The following is a 19,723-nucleotide window of genomic DNA, read 5'->3' on the forward strand; positions in this document are numbered from 1 at the left end:
GGGTAGCTGGCATGCGTAGGAAGCTCGGTGGTGCGATGGGGATGGTCTGTGCGGCGCTGATCGGCGCGTGTTCGCAACCCCCGCCACCCGCCGCCACCGGGCCGACGCAGCCACTGGATACCCGTCCCACCGAGCCACCGGTCGCTGACCCCAGCGAACCGGTGGCCTCGGGCAACACCCCGGTGGCGGCGGATATCGCCGCCATCGCCGGGCTCAGTGCACAGTTCGACCCGGCCCGCGACCCCGCCGACGATCTGGCCACCGCCAAGGTGGAAGCCCAGCGTGGCAAGAAGCGCATCATCCTCGAGGTCGGCAACGCCGGCTGCGACCGCTGTCATGCGCTGGACCAGATCGTGGAGGGGGATGGCGACCTGCGCCGTTTCCGCGATGCCCACTACGTGTGGGTGAAGGTCAACGAGAGCGACGAGAAGCCCAACAGCGCTTTCCTCGGCCAGTTCCCGGAGATGGGCCGCGACTACCCCTACCTGCTGGTGCTCGATGCCGACGGCACCCTGCTGGCACCGCAGGCAACGGCGGCAATGCGCAGGGGCGAGACCTACCTGCCGGCGCAGGTGATGGCCTTCCTCAAGCAGTGGGCGCCTGATCGGTAGCGCCGGGCCATGCCCGGCGGATGCGCGCGCCGTCACATTCCCAGCATCGCCGCCTCAATTTCATCGCACGCACGCCGTTACCGGCAAGGCTCCCGGTCGACCCGACGTCGACGCACCCTACCGGAACGCCCATGCACAGCGACCACGCCGAACGATTGCCCGATCCTGCCAGCAGCCTGGGCGAGGGTGGTGCTGGCGAGGGCGTGACCCTGCCGGCACAGGACGCACTGCTGGATGACGTCGGCATCGGCGACAGTGCCCCCGAAGCGGCCCCGCCGCACCATCGCCTGCCGCAGATCGCACTGCCTGACAACGTCGTGCTGAAGGGCGCGGTGCAGACGCTGGTGGAACAGAAATCGCGACTCGATGCGCTGGCGTCGCAGGGCCAGCTGGCCGGCCTGCTGCCGCCGGAATGGCAGGGCAACGGCGTACGCGCCATCGAGCTGTCCAACTTCATCCAGGGCGTGCTGCCGTTCCTGCAGCCGGGAGAACGTGGCGAGACCGCGGCCGCACGCCTGCCGGTGCGTCATGTGCTGGGCGACGACAGCCGTTGGGGCCTGCCGGATGTGGCCGAACCGAAGTCGCTGGCGTGGTACCTGGCCAGTGACGAACGCGCCACTGCGGGCGGCAGGGACGTGGCCGAAGCCTTTCTGGTCGGGGCGCTGGGCGTGGCGTGGATGCAGGAGGGGCGCAGCCGCGCGGGCTTCCTGCGTGCCGTGGGGCAGGACAGCCTGGCCGCGCGGGTGACCATGCTGGGCTATCCGGCGGCCACCGAGCTGGCGCTGTACAGCGTGGTCGCGCATGGCCAGTCGCAGGTCTGGTGCGTGCACGCTCGCCGTCGCATGCGTCCACTGGTCGCGCCATGGCTGAGCGTGCCGCTGTTGACGGCGTACGGGGTGCCCGCACCGGTGCCATGGCCGTCCGCGTTCCCGCCCGTGGACGCCGTTGCCGAGGCGCTCGCGACCGCGCGCCAGGGACGCGCGCTGCCCGAGGTGGATCTGGGCAAGGTGGTGGCGAAGATGGCCGAAGACGCAGCCGGCGAAGCATGGCAACCGGTCAGCCTGCTGCAGCTCAACACGTGGTCGCCGCGCTGGCATTTCTTCCTCGGCACCTTCCTCGGCGTGCCGTCGCTGCTGCTGGTGGCTGCCGCGCTGGCTCTGCCGGGGGCGGTCGAAGCGGCCACGGTTGCCGCGTCGCTGGGCTTTGCCGGTGGCGCGATCGGTGCACTCGCAGTGCCGTGGATCCATGCGCGGCGCAAGCACCTGAGCTGAACCGTGCTGTCCTGAGACCGGGGCCGAGCCCCGGCGGCACGCCTCAGACGCCTTCGCCCATCCGTTCCAGGCCATCGCCCGCCAGGCGCAGGATCAGCGTCTCCAGCAGCTGTTCCTCCTCCTCGCTCAGCACCGACATCAGCTTGCGGGTAATCTCGATCACCAGCGGCGCGATGGTCTCGTACACCTCGAAGCCCGCTGCCGACAGGGCCAGGACCGAGCGGCGACGGTCGTCGCCATGGGTCTCGCGCTTGATGAAGCCACGCTCGAGCAGGCGCGCCACCGCGCGGCTGACCGCCACCTTGTCCATCGCCGTGCGGTCGGAGACCTCGCTGGCCGACGACCCGGGATACAGCGCCAGGATGGTGATGACCCGCCATTCCGGAATGGCCAGACCGTAGCGATCACCGTACAGCTTGGCGATGTTGCCGCTGACCCGGTTGGACAGCACGCTCAGCCGGTAGGGCAGGAACTGTTCCAGGTCGAGCAGGACGTGCGATGCACGCAGGCGTGTCGAAGCGGGATCGGCGGGGCTCATGTTGCGGTGCACCTTGCTGGTGGTTTCAAGTGTAACTATAAGGGTTGGGTCCAGACCCTGCATTCTCGCCGGGTCGTTACCTGCCCGCACCTGGTTTGTACCGATGCGGTACCGATTCGGAGCCCCGCCATGAATACCGCAGTCCAGCCCTCCTCGCATCCCAATCCGGGCATGCAAGTCACCACCTTCGAGAACCCGATGGGCATCGATGGTTTCGAGTTCGTCGAGTTTGCTGCCCCGGCCGGCCGCGGCCAGGAGCTGCACGACTACTTCCGCAGGATGGGCTTCACGGCGGTGCTCAGGCACAAGCAGCGTCCGATTACCGTCTATCGCCAGGGCGACGTCAACTTCCTGGTCAATGAAGACCCGGATTCGTTCGCTGCCGACTTCGCCGAAAAGCATGGTCCGTGCGCCTGCGGCTTCGCCATCCGCTTCAAGAAGCCGGGCCAGGAGGTCTACCAGACCGCGCTGGGCAACGGTGCCGAGGCCATCGGCTTCAAGCCGGACAGCAAGGCGGTCGGCGCGCCGGTCATCAAGGGCATCGGTGACTGCATGCTGTACCTGGTCGACCGCTATGGCAGCGCCGGCAGCATCTACGACGGCGACTACGAGCCGATCGCCGGCGTCGATCAGCATCCGGTGGGCTTCGGCCTGACCTTCATCGACCACCTGACCCACAACCTGTACTTCGGCAACATGCAGCAGTGGTCGGACTACTACGAGCGGCTGTTCAACTTCCGCGAGATCCGCTACTTCGACATCAAGGGCCTGAAGACCGGCCTGGTGTCCAAGGCCATGACCGCGCCGGACGGCATCGTGCGCATTCCGCTCAACGAATCGTCCGATCCGAAGAGCCAGATCAACGAATACCTGGACGCCTACAAGGGCGAGGGCATCCAGCACATCGCCTGCTTCACCGAGAACATCTACGAGACCGTCGAGGCGATGCGTGCGCAGGGTGTGGATTTCCTCGACACGCCGGACACCTACTTCGACGTGATCGACCAGCGCGTGCCGAACCATGGCGAGGACGTGCCGCGCCTGGCGAAGAACAAGATCCTGATCGACGCCGATCCGGAAACCCACCAGCGCAAGCTGCTGCAGATCTTCACCCAGAACTGTATCGGCCCGATCTTCTTCGAGATCATCCAGCGCAAGGGCAATGAAGGTTTCGGCGAAGGCAACTTCACTGCGCTGTTCGAGAGCATCGAGCGCGACCAGATCCGCCGCGGCGTGCTGTAACGTTTCAGACCTGCACCCTCAGCGGTAGCGCCGGGCCATGCCCGGCGGCTTTCCGTTCCGGCCTTGCCGTTCCAGGAGCCCCCATGTCCACCTCCATCACCGCCCGTGGCTACCAGTCCGGTTTCGGCAACGAATTCGCCACCGAAGCCGTGGCCGGCGCGCTGCCGGTCGGGCAGAACTCGCCGCAGAAGGTGGCCCATGGCCTGTATGCCGAGCAGCTGTCCGGCACCGCCTTCACCGCGCCGCGCGGCAGCAACCGGCGCAGCTGGCTGTACCGGATCCGCCCGGCGGTGACCCATGGTGAGTTCACCCCGTTCGCGCAATCGCGCCTGCAGTGCGATTTCGGCTCGCAGCCGGCCTCGCCGAACCAGCTGCGCTGGAGCCCGCTGCCGCTGCCGGAACTGCCCACCGACTTCGTCGAAGGGCTGTACACCATGGGAGGCAATGGTTCGCCGGATGCCCACGCCGGCGTCGGCATTCATCTGTATGCCGCGAACCGGGACATGGTTGGCCGCTACTTCTACGATGCCGACGGCGAACTGCTGATCGTGCCCCAGCTGGGTGGCCTGCGCCTGCTGACCGAGCTGGGCGTGATCGAGATCGAACCGCAGCAGATCGCGGTGATTCCGCGTGGCGTGCGCTTCCGCGTCGAGCTGCCTGATGGCCCGAGCCGGGGCTACATCTGCGAGAACTACGGCGCCCTGCTGAAGCTGCCCGATCTGGGGCCGATCGGCGCCAACGGCCTGGCCAATCCGCGCGACTTTGAAACCCCGCATGCGGCCTTCGAGGACCTCGACGGTGAGTTCGAACTGATCGCCAAGTTCGAAGGACGCCTGTGGCGCGCGCCGATCGACCATTCGCCGCTGGACGTGGTCGCCTGGCACGGCAATTACGCGCCGTACCGCTACGATCTGCGCCGCTTCAACACCCTCGGTTCGATCAGCTACGACCACCCGGACCCGTCGATCTTCCTGGTACTGCATTCGCCCAGCGACACAGCAGGGACCAGCAACATGGATTTCGCCATCTTCCCGCCGCGCTGGCTGGTGGCGCAGAACACCTTCCGACCACCGTGGTTCCACCGCAACATCGCCAGCGAGTTCATGGGCCTGGTGCACGGTGCCTACGATGCCAAGGCCGAAGGCTTCGTGCCGGGCGGCGCCTCCCTGCACAACTGCATGAGCGGCCACGGACCGGATGCACCGACCTTCGACAGGGCCTCCAGTGCCGATCTGTCCAAGCCTGACGTGGTCAAGGACACCATGGCCTTCATGTTCGAGACCCGCGCGGTGATCCGCCCGACCGCCCAAGCGCTTGATGCCGGGCACCGGCAGGCCGATTACCAGCAGTGCTGGGCAGGGTTGCGCAACAACTTCCGATGAGCCTCATGCGGCATCGGTGAAGGCGTCGCAGTGCTCCAGCGGCAGGACTTCCAGCAGCCGCTGCCGTACGCGTTCGCAGTAGCCTTCGGAGGTCAGCGTGGGCAGTACCTGCAACGCCGAGTGCAGCACCTGCAGCACATCGGTCTGCGCACGTGCCTGCTGCAGGTCGCGGAACAGCGCCGCTGCCTGTGGATGCCGCTGCAGCTCCAGGATACCCAGCACATAGATCCGTGAGGCGACCAGCGAGCGACGCCGTTCGATCGGCGTGGCCGCGGTCGCGGGTGCCTGCGGCCGTGCAGGGGTGGGCCCGGATGCCGCCACTGCGGGAGGAGGGGCGTCGGCTTCCAGATAGCCGGCATGGATCAGCTGGATCAACATGGCCGGCGTCTCCTGGCCCATCAGCCCGCTCAGCTCGGTGACGCTGCGCTGGCCATCGCACAGGATCAGCAACCGCCGCTGGCGCATGTCCAGCGGCGCGCGGTGCGCCTGCAGCGCGGTTCGGGCGAGATCGGTCTTGCGCGGTTGCATGGATGGGACAGCCAGGACGGTGCACGCCGAGCCTGAACGAAGGCGATGAAACAGCGATGACAATGCAGCGCCTGCACGCGGCCTGCGGTAGCGTCCGCCCATCCCTCCTGGAGCGACACCGATGAAGCTGCTGCCATTGGCTGGCCTGATGCTGCTGTCCCTGACCGCCTGTGGCGGTGGTTCGGACAAACAGGGAGCGGCCGGCAGCGGCAGCGACTCGCCGGCCGAGACCGCCAGTGCCACCGGCCCGGCGCAATCGGCCGATCCGGACCTGGCGTCACGGCCGGCCAACGATGCCCGCGCCGACAGCCCCGCGCGCTTGGACGGTTTCGGCGGGGTGGCGCTGGGTGCGGGCATCGCCGAGGTGCGCAGCGGCTTCGGCGCGCCGCTGCAGGGGCTGGGCAGCGATGCGGCAGGCAGGCCATTGCCGGCCGACGACGGCAACGAGGACTGCTATTTCCTGCGTCCGCAGCAGGCCGATGACCCACGCCTGATGATCGAAGGCCGCAAGCTGGTCCGCTATGACGTGCGCAGCGCCGCCATCACCGCGCCGGGCGGCGGCAGGGTCGGCATGACCCTGGGCGAGTTGCAGGTGCTGTATCCGGAGCGTGCCGATGTCGGTCCCGACAAGTACGACGACAAGGCCCAGCACCTGCGCGTGCGTCCGGCGCAGGAAGGTGCGGCGGTGATCGATTTCGCCCTGGGGCCCGACGGCCGGGTCAGCGCGTGGCGGGTCGGCCAGACCCCGCAGGTCGATTACACCGAAGGTTGTGGCTGATCCTTGATGCAGCGCCCAGCCTCGCGGCCGGGCCAAGCGTAGAATCGCGCGACGACCGCTGGGGGAGTGCTCGATGATCGCCATTGCCATCGCCTGGTTTCTGCTTGGCCTGCTGCTGCTGGGGCTCGGCGGAGACTCCATCGTCAAGGCCGTTTCCGGCCTGGCCCAGCGCTTCGGTGCCCGCCCGTTCACGGCGGGTCTGCTGCTGCTCGGCGTGGCGACGTCGATGCCGGAGCTGGTGGTCAACGCCCGCGCGCTGGCCGTGGGCCAGCCGGAACTGGCGCTGGGCAACGCGGTGGGCAGCAGCATCGCCAACCTGGGCCTGACCCTGGCGATCGCGGCGATCGCGGCCCCGTTGCTGCTGCGCGCGCGCCTGCAGGCCGTGCTCTGGTGGTCGCTGCTGGGGGCCGGCGTTCTGTTGATCCTGTTCGGGCTGGATGGCCGCCTCGCGCGCTGGGAAGGTGTCGTGCTGCTGGCCGGCTTCGTCGTCATGCAGGCCGTGCTGATGCGCCGTGGCCGCAGTGAGACCGCCGATGTGCAGGCGGCCATCGCACGATCGGCGCTGAGCCGCACCAGCCTGCCGTTGAATATGCTGCGTGTGCTGGTGGCTGTGGTGGCCCTTTACTGGGGGGCGCGGCTGGTCGTTGGCGCGGCGGCCGACTTCGGCGTCGCACTTGGATGGACGCCGCTGCTGGTCGGCCTGCTGCCGCTTGCGATCGGCACGGCCTTGCCGGAGGTGGCCACCGCCATCGCCGCCGCGCGGCGTGGCCATGGCGACATGGTGCTGGGCCACGTGCTCGGCTCCAGCGCGGTCAATCTGCTGCTGGTGATCGGCGCGATGGCGGCGCTGCAGCCGCTGGCCCTGCCGGCATCGTTCGTGCGCCTGGAACTGCCCGCGCTGCTGGCTTTTGCCCTGGTGCTGTATCCGATGCTGCGTGGCGACCTGAAGATCAGCCGTGGCGAAGGCGTGATCCTGCTGGTGGCGTTCGTCGGCTGGTTCGTATTGGAACTGCTGCTGGTGGGTGCACCGGCACTGTAGCGCCGAGCCCATGCACGGCTCGGCAGCAGATCCCCGCCCTGAGTGAATGCGGGGAGTCGTGTGATCAGCGTGTCGGGCTCTGCTCTTCTTTCCGCGCCGGCTCCGGCGGCGGCAGCTGCTCTTCGGCAGCCCGTTCGTTGCCTGGCAGGGTAGGACGGGTTTCCATCAGCAGCGACAACGCGGCCTTGGCCATCATGTGCGCGCTGATCGGCGCGGTGATGAACAGGAAGACGGTGATCAGCAGCTCGCGCGGCTGCGGATCCTGGCCGAGGAAGATGTGGTAGCAGACCGAACACACCAGCACGCAGCCCACGCCCAGCGTGCTGGCCTTGGTCGGCGCATGCAGCCGCTTGAAGAAGGTCGACAGCTTCACCAGGCCCAGCGCACCGACCAGGATGAAGAAGCAGCCGAACAGCAGCAGGACCGACAGGCCGATCTGGATCGCGGTGATCATTCGACGATGTCCCGGCGCAGCACGAACTTGCTCAGCACCACGGTGCTGCCGAAGCCGAGCATGGCGATCACCAGTGCGGCCTCGAAGTAGATCGGCGAGTTGAGGTACATGCCGAACAGCATCAGTTCGGCGATGGCAGTCACTGAAAGTGTGTCCAGGGCGAGGATGCGGTCAGGCACGCTCGGGCCGCGCAGCAGGCGCCAGGTCGCCAGCAGCATGGCCAGTCCGACCACGTGCATGCATACCACCAGGGTGGTCTGGATGACTTCAAAACCGGTCATGGGAAGATCTCCATCAACGGGGCTTCGTAACGTTGCTTGATCGTGTCGATCAGCGCCTGTGGATCCTCCAGGTGCAGCACGTGCACCAGCAGGAACCTGCGGTCGTCGCTGAGTGCCGCCGACACCGTACCCGGGGTCAGGGTGATCATGCTGGTCAGCGCGGCGATGCCGTGGATGTTGGCGATGTCCAGCGGCAGCCAGATGAAGCCCGGATGGATGTTCTTCTCCGGGCCGAGCACCTGCAGGGCCACCCGGATGTTGGACATCAGGATGTCCCACAGGGTGACGCACAGCAGCTTCGGTACCGGGCGCAACGTGCCGATGCGGGCGAACTCGCGGTCCAGGCGCGCGGCGAACAGCGGCACGACCACGCCCAGCACAAGGCCCAGCACGATCTGGCCAAGGTTGAAGCTGTCGGACATCAGCAGCCAGAACGCCACCACCATCATGCTCAGTGCGGGCGACGGTACCAGGCGGCGGAAAAGGGGGCGTTGCGCGGTCATGGCTGGCGGATCTCCGGTGTGGTCGCGCGCAACTGCTGCACGTACTCGCCCGGCTGCAGCAGCTGGGCGGCGGTGGCGTCGGTATGGCGCATCAGCGGGGCGGCGGCCAGGGTCATGCCGATGCCGTAGGCCAGCAGGATGCAGGCAGCGAACAGCTCGACCCTGCGCAGCTTGGCCTTGCGGGGCGGCGGCGCGTCCGGCTCGGGCAGCGGCACGCGCCAGAACAGGCGGATGCCCCCTCGGGTCAGGCCCATGATGACCAGCAGGCTGCTGACCAGCACGGCCGTCCATACCGCGCCGGTGTACTGCGCCGGCATCCCGGCCAGCAGGGCGGCCTTGGCCAGGAAGCCCGACAGCGGCGGAAGTCCGGCGACCGACACGGCGCCGATCAGGAACAGTACCGCCGGCGTTTCCTTGCCCGGCATCGGTGCGATCACTTCCTTGCGGTCGCTGGCACCGCCGCGTCGGCGCCGGATCAGGTCGGCCACCAGGAACAGCGCGGCAGCGACGAAACTGCTGTGTGGCAGATAGTACAGACCGGCGGAGAGCACCTTCGGCGTGCCCACCGAGAAGGCAATGAACAGGGTCGCGGCCGAGACGATCACCAGGTAGGAGATCAGCACGCGCAGGCGCGCGGCGGCCAGCGCGCCCAGGCCGCCCAGTACCAGCGTGGCCACGCCGGCCCACAGCAGCCAGTCGCGTCCGTATCCGGCCATCGCGCCGGCGTCCTCGCCGAACCACAGCATCTGCACGCGCAGCACGGCGTACAGGCCGACCTTGGTCATGATCGCAAACAGCGCAGCGACCGCAGCAGGTGCGCGCGCGTACGATTCGGGCAGCCAAAGGTACAGCGGCATCAGCGCGGCCTTGGCGCAGAACACCAGCAGCAGCAGGCCCATCGTGGCCTTCACCAGGGTCAGCTGTGCCGGCGGAACCTCGGCGATGCGCTGCGACAGCTCCGCCATGTTCAACGAGCCGAGCGAGGCGTACAGCAGGCCGAGTGCGATCAGGAACAGCGTCGATGCGGTGACATTGAACACCACGTAGTGCAGGCCGATGCGCATGCGCAGGCCACGGCCGCCGCTCAGCAGCAGGCCGTAGGAAGCGATCAGCATCACCTCGAAGAACACGAACAGGTTGAAGATGTCGCCGGTGAGGAACGCACCGTTGAGGCCGACCAGCTGGAACTGGAACAGCGCATGGAAGTGCGGCGCGCGCCGGTCCCAGCCCGAGCAGGCATGCAGCAGGCAGGGGATGGCCAGCAGCAGGGTGGTCAGCAGCATCCACGCCGACAGCCGGTCGGCCACCAGCGCGATGCCCAGGCGCGAGGGCCAGTCACCCAGCAGGTAGACGCGGATGTCACCGCCTGCCGTATCGGCGAACAGCAGCCCGACCACCACGGCCAGGGCCGCCAGTGCCGTCCAGGCCACGGTCCGCTGTACCTTCGGACCATAGCGGCGATGCTCGACGAACAGTGACAGTGCGGCGCCGAGCAGGGGAACCAGGATCGGCAGGATCACCAGATGGTTCATGCGCGGTCCTCGCCCTGGCGCGGCGGCGCATCGTCATCGGGCTCGTGCGCGTCCACGTGGTCGCTGTGGTTGTCGCTGCGGCTGCGCATGGCCAGCACGATGCTCACTGCGGTCATCGCGAAGGCGATCACGATGGCCGTCAGTACCAGCGCCTGTGGCAACGGGTCGGTGTAGTTGCCCAGGTGGCTTTCGACGCCTTCCTGCAGCACCGGTGCCTTGCCCTGCACCAGGCGCCCACCGGCAAAGATCAGCAGGTTGGTGGCGTAGGACAGGAAGGTCATGCCAAGGATCACGTCGAAGCTGCGCGCCCGCAGCAGCAGGTACACGCCGATGGCGGTCAGCACGCCGATCGCGGTGGCCAGGGCCAGTTCCATCAGTGCATCTCCCCGGTGCGGGCCGAACGGCGTTGCAGATCGATCTCGCCCTTGCGGGCGGTGCGGGTTCGAGAGGGCTTGACCGTGCCCATCATCGACAGCATCAGCATGGCGCCACCGAACACCACCAGGTACACGCCGATGTCGAAGCCGATCGCGCTGGCCAGCGGCACGTCGCCGATCAGCGGCAGGTGCAGGTCGAGGTGCCCGCTGGTCAGGAACGGCACGCCGAACAGCATCGAAGCACTGCCACTGAGCAGGGCGATCAGCAGGCCGGTACCGATGCACCGGATGTAGTCGAAGCCGAAGCGCGACTCCACCGATGCCGTACCCTGGATCACGTACTGGATCAGCAGCGGCACCGCCAGTACCAGGCCGGCGATGAACCCGCCGCCCGGGGCGTTGTGACCGCGCAGGAACAGGAAGATGGAGACCGTCAGCGTCAGCGGGAACATGATCTGCGCCAGGTCGGCCGGTACCGGCAGCTTGATCGGCGGCCCGGGCATGATCTGCTCCGGGGCCATCCGCGTGCGGCGCAGCAGCGCGTGCACCACCAGCGCGGCGATGCCGAACACGGTGATCTCGCCGAAGGTATCAAAGCCGCGGAAGTCGACCAGGATCACGTTGACCACGTTCTGGCCATACGCTTCGGGCAGGGCACGCGCCACCAGCTCACCGGCCATGGTGTTCGGCGGCAGGGTCATCGCGGTATAGGCCAGCGCGCCGAGACCGGAACCGGCGATGACCGCGATCAGCGCGTCGCGGCGCTTGCGCCAGCGCGGCCGCTCCGGTCCGGACTGCGCGGGCAGATAGTTCATCCCCAGCAGCATCAGGACCAGGGTCACCATCTCCACCAGCAGCTGGGTCAGTGCCAGATCCGGTGCCGACAGGAACACGAAGGTCAGCGCCACCATCAGGCCGACGCCGCCCACCAGCAGCACCGCCAGCAGGCGCTGCTTGTACACACGCAGCGTGGCGATCGCGCAGCCCATCATCACCGGCCACAACGCCCAGCCCAGCAGTGGAATCGGCTGCGGCGCGGTCCAGTTCGGGGACGCCGGGTTCGCCACGAACGGCGCGGCGGCCACCACGATCGCGACCAGCACCAGGCCCAGCAGCATCCGCTGCAGGCTGCCGTTGGCAATGCCGTTGGTCAGGCGCATGGCCAGTGCGGAAACCGCATCCAGCTGCGCATGGAACACGTTGCGGCCGGTGGTGGTATTGGTCACGGCGTGCAGGTTGATCAGCTTGCGCAGGCCAAAGTACAGGGCGATACCGCCCACCACGCCGATCGCGCTCATCGCCAGCGGCAGGTTGAAGCCATGCCATACCGACAGGCTGTACTCGGGCATGGCGCTGCCGAGGATGGAGGCGGCAGCGGCATGCAGGACCGGCGCCACCGTCAGCGCGGGCGCGATGCCGACTGCCACGCAGACCACCACCAGCAGTTCCACCGGTACCTTCATCCAGCGCGGCGGTTCATGGGGAACGCGGTCCAGCCCGTGCGGGCCGGGGCCGAAGAAGGTGTCGTGCACGAAGCGCAGGCTGTAGGCCACGCCGAACACGCCGGCCAGCAACGCCGCGATCGACACCGCCATGCGCATGGTCTCGGTGCCGCCGGCGCTGATCGCCTCGGCGAACAGCATTTCCTTGGACAGGAAGCCGTTGAGCAGCGGAATGCCGGCCATGGCCAGCGAGGCGATGATCGCCAGTGCGCTGGTGAAGGGCATCAGTTTCCGCAGTCCGCCCAGCTTGCGCATGTCGCGGGTGCCGGTCTCATGGTCGATGATGCCGGCGGCCATGAACAGCGAGGCCTTGAAGGTGGCGTGGTTGAGGATGTGGAACACGCCGGCGACCACCGCCATCGGCGTGGACAGGCCGAACAGCAGGGTGATCAGGCCCAGGTGGGAGATCGTTGAATACGCCAGCAGCCCTTTCAGGTCGTGCTGGAAGATCGCGTTCCAGGCGCCGATCAGCAGGGTCAGCGCGCCGATGCCGCTCACCGTATAGAAGAACAGGTCACTGCCGGCCAGTACCGGATGCAGGCGCGCCAGCAGGAACACGCCTGCTTTGACCATGGTGGCCGAGTGCAGGTAGGCCGAGACCGGTGTCGGTGCCGCCATCGCATGCGGCAACCAGAAATGGAACGGGAACTGGGCGCTCTTGGTGAAGATGCCGGCCAGCACCAGGAACAGGGCATAGGGATACAGCGCGCTGGCGCGGATCTGTTCACCGGCCGCCAGCACCACATCCAGGTCGAAGCTGCCGACGATGCGCCCGATCAGCAGCACGCCACCGAGCAGGGCCAGCCCGCCGCCGCCGGTGATCACCAGCGCCATGCGTGCGCCCTCGCGCGCGTCCTGGCGATGCGACCAGAAGCCGATCAGCAGGAACGAGCTGATGCTGGTCATTTCCCAGAAGATCATCAGCAACAGCAGGTTGCCCGACAGCACCATGCCGAGCATGGCGCCCATGAACAGCAGCAGGTAGCAGTAGAAGCGGTGGGCGTTGTCCTGCGCACTGAGGTAATAGCGCGCGTACAGCACCACCAGTGCGCCGATGCCCAGCACCAGGCCGGCAAACATCCAGGCCAGGCCGTCCAGCCGCAGATGGAAGTCCAGGCCGATCTGCGGCAGCCAGGGCAGCAGGGTGCGGACGATCTGGCCGTCGAGCACCGCCGGGGTCAGCCAGCCGAGAATGGCCAAGCCGCCCAACGGCGCCAGCGCCGCCAGCCAGGCAGCAGTCGAGCGCGAACTACGGGGGAAGGCCGCAACAGCCGCTGCCATCAGGAACGGCAGGGCCAGCAGCAGAGGCAGGCTGGGGAGCATGCAGGGAATCCATGATTCACGAGCAGGTCAGTGAGGATAACAGGCTGCGAAATGTCGCCGAAAGCCATCGAACGGCGATCAATTGCCTGTAACGTTCGCTGATTCATTTTTTTGCAGTGCAGCATCTGCTCCGCGGTGCCGGCAGGGGCTGCACCCTACGCCCGCGCACGGCGACCGCAGGCCCTGTCGCACAGGGGCTGCCGCTGCGACAGGCGCTCAGGCAAAGGGCTGAGCGTGCAGGCTGGCAGGCCGGCAGTGGACCGCAGGTGAGGAAACCCGCCCGTTCAGGAAGCGAGGGTGACGCTCGCCCGGAGGCGTGTCAGTAGCGCCAGTCGAGCCTGCGATAGAGCTTGGCCATCACCCAGGCCGGGCCGATCAGCAGGTAAGTCAGGTCGGTCAGGAAGCTGGGCTTGCGGCCCTCGAACTTGTGCCCGATGAACTGCGCGATCCAGGCCACGACGAACACCGTCACCGCCAGCCAGAACAGGTTGTGCAGGCCGATCTCGGCTTCCAGCAGGCGGCACAGGCAGCCGAACACGAAGAACTGGATGAGCATGCCGATGCCCAGCGGACGCGACAGCTTGTTGTAGAAGCACCAGGCACTGAACATCGCGAACGCCGACCAGATGCCGTACTGGAACCAGGTGATCAGGGGGGGCAGGCACCACAGCAGGGCCACGGCCGACCACAGGATGGCCGGTACCGCGACCACGTGGATGCGCTGGTTGATCGTATTGCGGTGATCGTCGGAGTAGCTGGCGAAGTAGCGGTCGATCGGCCGCGCGAGCTCGGTGGTGGTCTGCATGCTTCTTCGCTTCCTCCGGTGAGGCCGACAGCATACTCCCGGGCGCCTTCGCACAGCGCCACCCTGGGCGCTGCCGGGCAGGACGCCCCCGGTCGCTGCGACCGGGGGCGCAGGGGATCAGTCGACGCTGATCCCGGCCAAACGCTGCAGCGCCTCGGCGTACTTGGCGCGGGTGCGCTCGATGATCTCCGCCGGGATGTTCGGGCCCGGGGCGGTCTTGCCCCAGTCCAGCGTCTCCAGGTAATCGCGCACGAACTGCTTGTCGTAGCTGGGCGGGCTGGTGCCCACTTCGTACTCGTCGGCCGGCCAGTAACGCGATGAATCCGGCGTCAGCATCTCGTCCATGATGTACAGGCGGCCGTCGGCATCGGTGCCGAACTCGAACTTGGTGTCGGCCAGGATGATGCCGCGCTCGCGGGCGTAATCGGCGGCGAACTTGTAGATGCGCAGGGTGGCATCGCGCACGCGCTCGGCCAGTTCGGCGCCGACCTGCCGCACCATCGCATCGAAATCGATGTTCTCGTCATGGTCGCCCACCGCGGCCTTGGTCGAGGGGGTGAAGATCGGTTCGGGCAGCTGCTCGGCCTGGCGCAGCCCATCGGGCAGGTCGATGCCGCTGACCTTGCCGGTGCGCTGGTAGTCCTTCCAGCCGCTGCCGATCAGGTAGCCGCGGGCGATCGCTTCCACCGGCACCGGCTTCAGCTTGCGGGTGACCACGGCGCGCCGGGCGTACAGCGCCGGGTCCACGCCTTCAGGCAGCACGCTGGCCACGTCGATGCCGGTCAGGTGATTGGGCATCAGGTGCGCGGTCTTGGCGAACCAGAAATTGGAGACCTGGCAGAGCATTTCGCCCTTGCCCGGGATCGGGTCGGGCAGCACCACGTCGAACGCCGACAGGCGATCGGTGGCGACCATCAGCAGGTAGTCGCCCGGCGGGGTCCCTGCAGGCAGCCGCTCGCGCGGGATATCGAACACATCACGCACCTTGCCGCGGTGGCGCAAGGGCAGGCCGGGGAGATCGGATTGCAACAGCGTGGTTGGCACGGGCACTCCTGGGGCGTTGTCGATACGGCTGCCCAACGGACCCGGCGGGCCCGCTGACCAGCGGGCGGCCTAGTGTAAAGCCGTCCGGGCCCGCTGTGACGTAAAATGAGCGTCCATTTCGTCGGTCGACCCCGGAGCGCCATGCGCTGGTACGGAAAACTGCTCGGATTCATCGCCGGCGCCCTGCTGTTCCGGCCCAATCCGCTGTTCGGCGCGGTGGTCGGCCTGCTGATCGGCCATGCCTTTGATTCGGATTGGTTCCGCCTGAACAAGGAGAACCCGTACCGGGAGCTGGGGCTGACCTCCGAGGCCACCGATGCCGAGGTCGAGCGCGCCTACCGCAAGCTGATCTCGCAGTACCACCCGGACAAGCTTGGCGGCGCCGCCCCCGAGCTGCAGCAGCAGGCCGAGCAGAAGTCGCGGCGCATCAACGCCGCCTACGACCGTATCAAGACCCTGCGCAAGCGCTGACCCCTTTCCCCTCGTTGCAAGGCCCGGCCATGTCCCACTGCCTCATCGCCCCCTCCATCCTGTCCGCCGATTTCGCCCGCCTCGGCGAGGAAGTCGACAACGTCCTGGCCGCCGGTGCGGACTGGGTCCACTTCGACGTGATGGACAACCATTACGTACCCAACCTGACCATCGGCCCGATGGTCTGCCAGGCACTGCGCAAGCACGGCGTGACCGCGCCGATCGACGTGCACCTGATGGTCGAGCCGGTCGACCGCATCATCCCGGACTTCGCCGAAGCCGGTGCCACCTACATCAGCTTCCATCCGGAGGCCAGCCGCCACGTGCACCGCACGATCCAGCTGATCCGTTCGCTGGGCTGCAAGCCGGGCATCGTGCTGAACCCGGCCACGCCGGTGGACATCCTCGACTGGGTGCTGGATGACCTGGACCTGGTGCTGCTGATGTCGGTCAACCCGGGATTCGGCGGCCAGGCCTTCATTCCTTCGGCGCTGGACAAGCTGCGCGTGGTCCGCCAGAAGATCGATGCCAGCGGCAAGGACATCCGCCTGGAAATCGACGGTGGCGTGAAGGCCGACAACATCGGCGAGATCGCGGCTGCGGGCGCCGACACCTTCGTCGCCGGCTCGGCCATCTTCAATGCCAAGACCCCCTACCAGGACGTGATCGCGCAGATGCGCGCCAACGTCGCTGCGGCGCGGGGCTGAGGCATGAGCACGGTGGCCGTGTTGAACATCCGCCCGGCCACTGCCGCCGACGCGGGCCTGATCCTGCGCTTCATCCGTGAGCTGGCCATCTATGAGCGGGCCGAGCATTCGGTGCAGACCGACGAGATCGGCATCGCCGAAAGCCTGTTCGGTCCCGACGCAACTGCCCGCGCGCTGATCTGTGAAGCCGATGGCGAGGCCATCGGCTATGCGGTGTATTTCTACAACTACTCCACCTGGCTGGGCCGCAAGGGCATCTACCTGGAAGACCTGTATGTCAGCCCGCAGCAGCGGGGCGCGGGCGCTGGCAAGGCGCTGCTGAAATACATCGCGCGGCAGGCGGTCGCCGAAGGCTGCGGTCGCTTCGAATGGTCGGTGCTGGACTGGAACACGCCGGCCATCGAGTTCTACACCGCAGCGGGCGCGAAACCGCAGGATGAGTGGACCGTATACCGGCTGCAGGGCCAGGCGCTGCACGATTTCGCCAACGGCTGACGATCGCGCCCGGGTGCGACTTCAAAAAAAAGGCCACGCCCATCGTTGGCGTGGCCTTGCTGCATGCGTGGGAGGCTGATCCTGCCTCCATCCGTCGTCCCTGCTATGGCCTTCCATTCTCCGGGAGCTGAATGACACGCATGTGACATTCACTGCCGGCAAACGGTGCGTTGCTAGCCTGTGCCACCCCACACCGGAATCCCCGCATGACCGCACCGCGCTGGCGCCTGATCCTCAACGGCAAGTCCGCAGGCAATGACGAGCTGCGCGACGCGGTGCGCCATTGGCGGGAGCGGGGCGTGCAGCTGGAGGTACGGGTGACCTGGGAGGAAGGTGACGCCGAGCGTTACGTGGCCGAGGCCATCGACCACGGGGTAGACGTGATCGTGGCGGCAGGCGGCGACGGCACGCTCAGTGCGGTGGCCGAAACGCTGGCCCACCGCGATGAATCCGCCGATGCCCTGCCTTCGCTGGCGTTGGTCCCGATGGGCACCGCCAATGACTTCGCCACCTCGGCGAACATTCCGACCGAGCCGGAGGCCGCGCTCGCGCTGATCGGGCAGACCACGGCACATGCCATCGATCTGCTGCGCGTGGATGCCGATGGCACGTCCTGGTGGTGCGCCAACCTGGCCAGTGGCGGTTTCGGCACGCAGGTCACCGTGGAAACCGATGCCGGCCTGAAGAAGATGCTCGGTGGCCTGGCCTACGTGATCACCGGCATCGCCAAGCTGGGGCGGATCGAGCCGATTACCGCGCGTCTGCACGGTCCGGACTTCGCCTGGGAAGGCGGCTTCATCGCGCTGGGGATCGGCAACGGCCGGCAGGCCGGTGGTGGCCAGCAGCTGTGCCCACAGGCACTGATCGATGACGGCCTGCTGGATGTCACCGTCGTACCCGAACTGGAGGGGGAGGTGGCGTCGACGCTGGGGCAGATGCTGACAGGTGGCAAGGAAGCGGCGCTGGAACGGGTGGCCACCCGCGTCCGGCTGCCCTGGCTGCAGCTCGAGTCGGCGCAGCCACTGACCCTGAACCTGGACGGTGAGCCCGTGCAGGCGCGGCGGTTCCGCATCGACTGCGTGGCTGGCCGGGTGCGTATGCATCTGCCGGCCGATTGCCCGCTGCTGGCCACGTAAGGTGGCTGCCACGCCTGGCGCTGCGGGGTTCCACTCCCGTCCAAGCTGCGATACAGTCAAGGGGTGTCCAGCCTGACGACCCCGCATACCCTTTCTTCCGCACGCCGTTGGTGGCGATGGTGGCCCGTTGCCGTCGTCCGCCCCCATAACGCTGTGTCCCGGAAGGAAAGTCGTCTTGAACTCGCACGCTCAGTTTCAGCTGCAGGCCGCTGAAGGCCACACCCACATTCCCGTTGTCCGCGAAGTGCTGTCCGACCTGGACACGCCGCTTTCGGTCTATCTGAAGCTCGCCGACGGCCCCAATACCTACCTGTTTGAATCCGTCGAAGGCGGCGAACGCTTTGGTCGTTACTCGATCATTGGCCTGCCGGCGCGCCGCGTGTATGCCTTCCATGGCCATACGCTGACCGTGCGCGAAGACGGCCAGGTGGTGGAAACCCGCGAGGTGGCCGACCCGTTTGCCGAAGTCGAGGCGCTGCGCAGCGCCCACTCGGTGCCGAAGCTGGAGGGCCTGCCGGGCTTCACCGGTGGCCTGGTCGGCTGGTTCGGTTTCGAGTGCATCGGCTATATCGAGCCGCGCCTGGCACCGCCGGCCGGCCGCGATGAACTGGGCACGCCGGACATCCTGCTGCTGCACTCCAACGAGCTGGCGGTATTCGACAATCTCAAGGGCCGCCTGTACCTGATCGTGCACGCGGACCCGCGCGTCCACGGCGCGTTCGAGCAGGCGCAGGCGCGCCTGGATGCGCTCACCGCAAAGCTGCGTGCACCGGGTGCCGGTTATCCCGCACCGCTCAACAGCGATGTGCTGGATGAATCCGATTTCGTCTCCGGTTTCACCCGCGATGGCTTCGTCGATGCGGTCCAGCGCAGCAAGGAATACATCCGCGCCGGCGACATCTTCCAGGTGGTGCTCAGCCAGCGCCTGAGCGTGCCGTTCAACGCACGCCCGGTGGACGTGTACCGCGCGCTGCGCGCATTGAACCCGTCGCCGTACATGTATTTCCTGGATGTCGGCGACCTGCAGGTGGTTGGCTCCTCGCCGGAAATCCTGGTGCGCCTGCAGGACGGCGAAGTCACCGTACGCCCGATCGCCGGCACGCGTCCGCGCGGCGCCACCGTCGAGCAGGACCTGGCACTGGAAGCCGAGCTGCTGGCCGATCCGAAAGAACGTGCCGAGCACCTGATGCTGATCGATCTCGGCCGCAACGATGCCGGTCGCGTATCAAAGGCCGGCACGGTGGAAGTGGGCGAGCAGTTCGTGATTGAACGCTACAGCCACGTCATGCACATCGTCAGCGAGGTGACCGGGCAGCTGCAGCCGGGCTTGAGCTATGCCGACGTGCTGCGCGCCACCTTCCCGGCCGGCACCGTCAGCGGCGCACCGAAGATCCGCGCGCTGGAAGTGATCCGCGAACTGGAGCCGATCAAGCGCAATGTGTACGCCGGCAGCATCGGCTACATCGGTTGGCACGGCGATGCCGATACCGCGATCGCGATCCGCACCGCGGTGATCAAGGACGGCCGCCTGTACGTGCAGGCCGGCGCCGGCATCGTCTACGACTCGGACCCGGACAAGGAATGGGACGAGACGATGAACAAGGGCCGCGCGCTGTTCCGCGCCGTCGCCCAGGCTGCCAAGGGCCTGTAAGGCACTCCGTGCCGTGGCCTGCGCTGCGGCACCCTCCGCTGTACCTGGCCCTC

General features: G+C 67.4%; 21 protein-coding genes. 11 read left to right on the plus strand and 10 right to left on the minus strand.

All coding sequences use genetic code 11. From position 1 onward, the window contains the following. Positions 1–11: 11 nt before the first annotated feature. Both N5J29_RS03180 and N5J29_RS03185 read left to right on the plus strand, forming a co-directional pair. The gene (locus N5J29_RS03180) at positions 12–611 is read left to right on the plus strand and encodes a thioredoxin family protein (RefSeq protein ID WP_065174365.1); all 600 of its coding nucleotides are present in this window, start codon (positions 12–14) and stop codon (positions 609–611) included. Between the two features lie 131 nt (positions 612–742). Next, positions 743–1,882 (plus strand): hypothetical protein, encoded by a 1,140-nt coding sequence (locus N5J29_RS03185; protein ID WP_279924094.1) that lies wholly within the window; start codon positions 743–745, stop codon positions 1,880–1,882. Positions 1,883–1,925: 43 nt separating this feature from the next. On the opposite strand, the gene N5J29_RS03190 is transcribed toward N5J29_RS03185, so the two are convergent. Then, the gene (locus N5J29_RS03190; RefSeq protein ID WP_065174367.1) at positions 1,926–2,420 is read right to left on the minus strand and encodes a MarR family transcriptional regulator; all 495 of its coding nucleotides are present in this window, start codon (positions 2,418–2,420) and stop codon (positions 1,926–1,928) included. Positions 2,421–2,549: 129 nt separating this feature from the next. Here N5J29_RS03190 and hppD point away from each other — a divergent pair, with 129 nt between their 5' ends. Beyond that, positions 2,550–3,662 carry a 4-hydroxyphenylpyruvate dioxygenase gene (gene hppD, locus N5J29_RS03195; RefSeq protein WP_227255313.1) on the plus strand — a complete coding sequence of 371 codons (1,113 nt, stop codon included), beginning with the start codon at positions 2,550–2,552 and terminating at the stop codon, positions 3,660–3,662. Positions 3,663–3,745: 83 nt separating this feature from the next. Next, a complete protein-coding gene (gene hmgA, locus N5J29_RS03200) occupies positions 3,746–5,044 on the plus strand; it encodes a homogentisate 1,2-dioxygenase (protein ID WP_053515539.1) in 1,299 nt (432 codons plus the stop codon). Positions 5,045–5,047: 3 nt separating this feature from the next. Here hmgA and N5J29_RS03205 read toward each other — a convergent pair whose 3' ends face one another. Further along, positions 5,048–5,572, minus strand: coding sequence for a hypothetical protein (locus N5J29_RS03205; protein WP_164151951.1), 525 nt, complete (start codon positions 5,570–5,572; stop codon positions 5,048–5,050). Positions 5,573–5,693: 121 nt separating this feature from the next. Here N5J29_RS03205 and N5J29_RS03210 point away from each other — a divergent pair, with 121 nt between their 5' ends. Both N5J29_RS03210 and N5J29_RS03215 read left to right on the plus strand, forming a co-directional pair. Next, on the plus strand, positions 5,694–6,350 hold the full coding sequence (locus N5J29_RS03210) for a hypothetical protein (protein ID WP_053515542.1): 657 nt from the start codon (positions 5,694–5,696) through the stop codon (positions 6,348–6,350). 73 nt (positions 6,351–6,423) lie between these two features. Further along, complete coding sequence (locus N5J29_RS03215; protein WP_164151953.1) at positions 6,424–7,389, plus strand: sodium:calcium antiporter; 966 nt, start codon at positions 6,424–6,426, stop codon at positions 7,387–7,389. Positions 7,390–7,453: 64 nt separating this feature from the next. Here the strand turns inward: N5J29_RS03215 and N5J29_RS03220 are convergent, their stop codons facing one another. From N5J29_RS03220 to N5J29_RS03255, 8 genes are all read right to left on the minus strand, one after another. After that, positions 7,454–7,843, minus strand: a complete 390-nt coding sequence (locus tag N5J29_RS03220; protein ID WP_053515546.1) for a Na+/H+ antiporter subunit G — start codon at positions 7,841–7,843, stop codon at positions 7,454–7,456. Continuing rightward, the gene (locus N5J29_RS03225; protein WP_053515548.1) at positions 7,840–8,124 is read right to left on the minus strand and encodes a K+/H+ antiporter subunit F; all 285 of its coding nucleotides are present in this window, start codon (positions 8,122–8,124) and stop codon (positions 7,840–7,842) included. The genes N5J29_RS03220 and N5J29_RS03225 overlap by 4 nt, the downstream gene beginning before the upstream one ends. Then, on the minus strand, positions 8,121–8,627 hold the full coding sequence (locus N5J29_RS03230; RefSeq protein WP_164151955.1) for a Na+/H+ antiporter subunit E: 507 nt from the start codon (positions 8,625–8,627) through the stop codon (positions 8,121–8,123). The genes N5J29_RS03225 and N5J29_RS03230 overlap by 4 nt, the downstream gene beginning before the upstream one ends. Further along, positions 8,624–10,159 carry a monovalent cation/H+ antiporter subunit D gene (locus tag N5J29_RS03235; RefSeq protein WP_053515551.1) on the minus strand — a complete coding sequence of 512 codons (1,536 nt, stop codon included), beginning with the start codon at positions 10,157–10,159 and terminating at the stop codon, positions 8,624–8,626. Before N5J29_RS03235 ends, N5J29_RS03230 begins: the two co-directional genes overlap by 4 nt. Then, a complete protein-coding gene (locus N5J29_RS03240; protein ID WP_053515553.1) occupies positions 10,156–10,533 on the minus strand; it encodes a Na+/H+ antiporter subunit C in 378 nt (125 codons plus the stop codon). The genes N5J29_RS03235 and N5J29_RS03240 overlap by 4 nt, the downstream gene beginning before the upstream one ends. Then, positions 10,533–13,361: a monovalent cation/H+ antiporter subunit A gene (locus N5J29_RS03245; protein ID WP_164151956.1), complete on the minus strand. Its 2,829-nt coding sequence runs from the start codon at positions 13,359–13,361 to the stop codon at positions 10,533–10,535. Before N5J29_RS03245 ends, N5J29_RS03240 begins: the two co-directional genes overlap by 1 nt. 319 nt (positions 13,362–13,680) lie before the next feature. Then, positions 13,681–14,166, minus strand: a complete 486-nt coding sequence (locus N5J29_RS03250; RefSeq protein ID WP_053515557.1) for an Mpo1-like protein — start codon at positions 14,164–14,166, stop codon at positions 13,681–13,683. Positions 14,167–14,283: 117 nt separating this feature from the next. Then, positions 14,284–15,210, minus strand: a complete 927-nt coding sequence (locus tag N5J29_RS03255; protein ID WP_053515559.1) for a phosphoribosylaminoimidazolesuccinocarboxamide synthase — start codon at positions 15,208–15,210, stop codon at positions 14,284–14,286. Between the two features lie 141 nt (positions 15,211–15,351). Between N5J29_RS03255 and N5J29_RS03260 the strand changes: the two genes are divergently transcribed. From N5J29_RS03260 to trpE, 5 genes are all read left to right on the plus strand, one after another. Then, on the plus strand, positions 15,352–15,681 hold the full coding sequence (locus tag N5J29_RS03260; protein ID WP_005411327.1) for a DnaJ domain-containing protein: 330 nt from the start codon (positions 15,352–15,354) through the stop codon (positions 15,679–15,681). Between the two features lie 29 nt (positions 15,682–15,710). After that, positions 15,711–16,388 carry a ribulose-phosphate 3-epimerase gene (gene rpe, locus N5J29_RS03265; protein WP_065174373.1) on the plus strand — a complete coding sequence of 226 codons (678 nt, stop codon included), beginning with the start codon at positions 15,711–15,713 and terminating at the stop codon, positions 16,386–16,388. Positions 16,389–16,400: 12 nt separating this feature from the next. After that, a complete protein-coding gene (locus tag N5J29_RS03270) occupies positions 16,401–16,883 on the plus strand; it encodes a GNAT family N-acetyltransferase (RefSeq protein ID WP_065174518.1) in 483 nt (160 codons plus the stop codon). Between the two features lie 206 nt (positions 16,884–17,089). Beyond that, positions 17,090–18,019 (plus strand): lipid kinase YegS, encoded by a 930-nt coding sequence (yegS, locus tag N5J29_RS03275; protein ID WP_164151958.1) that lies wholly within the window; start codon positions 17,090–17,092, stop codon positions 18,017–18,019. 175 nt (positions 18,020–18,194) lie between these two features. Beyond that, positions 18,195–19,670, plus strand: a complete 1,476-nt coding sequence (gene trpE, locus N5J29_RS03280; RefSeq protein WP_111186826.1) for an anthranilate synthase component I — start codon at positions 18,195–18,197, stop codon at positions 19,668–19,670. The last annotated feature ends 53 nt before the right edge of the window (positions 19,671–19,723 follow it).

The sequence above is a fragment of the Stenotrophomonas sp. GD03680 genome (assembly GCF_029844625.1).
In the GTDB taxonomy this organism is placed as follows: domain Bacteria; phylum Pseudomonadota; class Gammaproteobacteria; order Xanthomonadales; family Xanthomonadaceae; genus Stenotrophomonas; species Stenotrophomonas maltophilia_P.

What these genes read in the sequence shown, in the direction of transcription:
- N5J29_RS03225 (WP_053515548.1), bottom strand. Translation starts at nt 8,124, where the DNA reads ATGACCGGTTTTGAAGTCATCCAGACCACCCTGGTGGTATGCATGCAC.
- N5J29_RS03245 (WP_164151956.1), bottom strand. Translation starts at nt 13,361, where the DNA reads ATGCTCCCCAGCCTGCCTCTGCTGCTGGCCCTGCCGTTCCTGATGGCA.
- hppD (WP_227255313.1), top strand. Translation starts at nt 2,550, where the DNA reads ATGAATACCGCAGTCCAGCCCTCCTCGCATCCCAATCCGGGCATGCAA.
- hmgA (WP_053515539.1), top strand. Translation starts at nt 3,746, where the DNA reads ATGTCCACCTCCATCACCGCCCGTGGCTACCAGTCCGGTTTCGGCAAC.
- N5J29_RS03205 (WP_164151951.1), bottom strand. Translation starts at nt 5,572, where the DNA reads ATGCAACCGCGCAAGACCGATCTCGCCCGAACCGCGCTGCAGGCGCAC.
- N5J29_RS03230 (WP_164151955.1), bottom strand. Translation starts at nt 8,627, where the DNA reads ATGACCGCGCAACGCCCCCTTTTCCGCCGCCTGGTACCGTCGCCCGCA.
- N5J29_RS03190 (WP_065174367.1), bottom strand. Translation starts at nt 2,420, where the DNA reads ATGAGCCCCGCCGATCCCGCTTCGACACGCCTGCGTGCATCGCACGTC.
- N5J29_RS03210 (WP_053515542.1), top strand. Translation starts at nt 5,694, where the DNA reads ATGAAGCTGCTGCCATTGGCTGGCCTGATGCTGCTGTCCCTGACCGCC.
- rpe (WP_065174373.1), top strand. Translation starts at nt 15,711, where the DNA reads ATGTCCCACTGCCTCATCGCCCCCTCCATCCTGTCCGCCGATTTCGCC.
- N5J29_RS03185 (WP_279924094.1), top strand. Translation starts at nt 743, where the DNA reads ATGCACAGCGACCACGCCGAACGATTGCCCGATCCTGCCAGCAGCCTG.
- N5J29_RS03250 (WP_053515557.1), bottom strand. Translation starts at nt 14,166, where the DNA reads ATGCAGACCACCACCGAGCTCGCGCGGCCGATCGACCGCTACTTCGCC.
- yegS (WP_164151958.1), top strand. Translation starts at nt 17,090, where the DNA reads ATGACCGCACCGCGCTGGCGCCTGATCCTCAACGGCAAGTCCGCAGGC.
- N5J29_RS03180 (WP_065174365.1), top strand. Translation starts at nt 12, where the DNA reads ATGCGTAGGAAGCTCGGTGGTGCGATGGGGATGGTCTGTGCGGCGCTG.
- N5J29_RS03220 (WP_053515546.1), bottom strand. Translation starts at nt 7,843, where the DNA reads ATGATCACCGCGATCCAGATCGGCCTGTCGGTCCTGCTGCTGTTCGGC.
- N5J29_RS03235 (WP_053515551.1), bottom strand. Translation starts at nt 10,159, where the DNA reads ATGAACCATCTGGTGATCCTGCCGATCCTGGTTCCCCTGCTCGGCGCC.
- N5J29_RS03260 (WP_005411327.1), top strand. Translation starts at nt 15,352, where the DNA reads ATGCGCTGGTACGGAAAACTGCTCGGATTCATCGCCGGCGCCCTGCTG.
- N5J29_RS03240 (WP_053515553.1), bottom strand. Translation starts at nt 10,533, where the DNA reads ATGGAACTGGCCCTGGCCACCGCGATCGGCGTGCTGACCGCCATCGGC.
- N5J29_RS03215 (WP_164151953.1), top strand. Translation starts at nt 6,424, where the DNA reads ATGATCGCCATTGCCATCGCCTGGTTTCTGCTTGGCCTGCTGCTGCTG.